The 316-nt window shown below is 67.7% G+C and carries 1 protein-coding gene; it reads left to right on the top strand.

From position 1 onward, the window contains the following. Positions 1–316 (top strand): glycosyltransferase (locus EN850_RS35080; RefSeq protein ID WP_136093038.1); only part of this gene is annotated, 316 nt, incomplete at both ends.

Below are 316 nucleotides of genomic sequence, written 5' to 3'. Positions count from 1 at the left end.
GCCCGGCCCGCGAAAAACGGGCACATGAAAACCGCGACTTCATCTTCTGTGGCATCCAGCGCGGCGATGCGCTGGCCCGGCACTTCGCCCGCGGCGATCTGTTCCTGTTCCCCAGCCGCAGCGAGACGTTCGGCAACGTGACCCTGGAAAGCATGGCCAGCGGTGTGGCTACCGTGGCCTTCGACTACGGCGCCGCGCGCGAGTACCTGCGCAATGGCGAGAACGGCGCAGCCGTGGACAGCGACGAGCAGTTCATCGATGCCGCCGTGCGACTGGCCGCCGATGACGCGCAACGCCGCGAACTGGGCGGCAATGC

The organism is Mesorhizobium sp. M8A.F.Ca.ET.207.01.1.1 (genome assembly GCF_004794715.1).
In the GTDB taxonomy this organism is placed as follows: Bacteria; Pseudomonadota; Alphaproteobacteria; order Rhizobiales; family Rhizobiaceae; genus Mesorhizobium.
The sequence above is the reverse complement of the archived record's forward strand: the minus strand, read 5'-3'. Positions and strand labels throughout refer to the sequence as shown.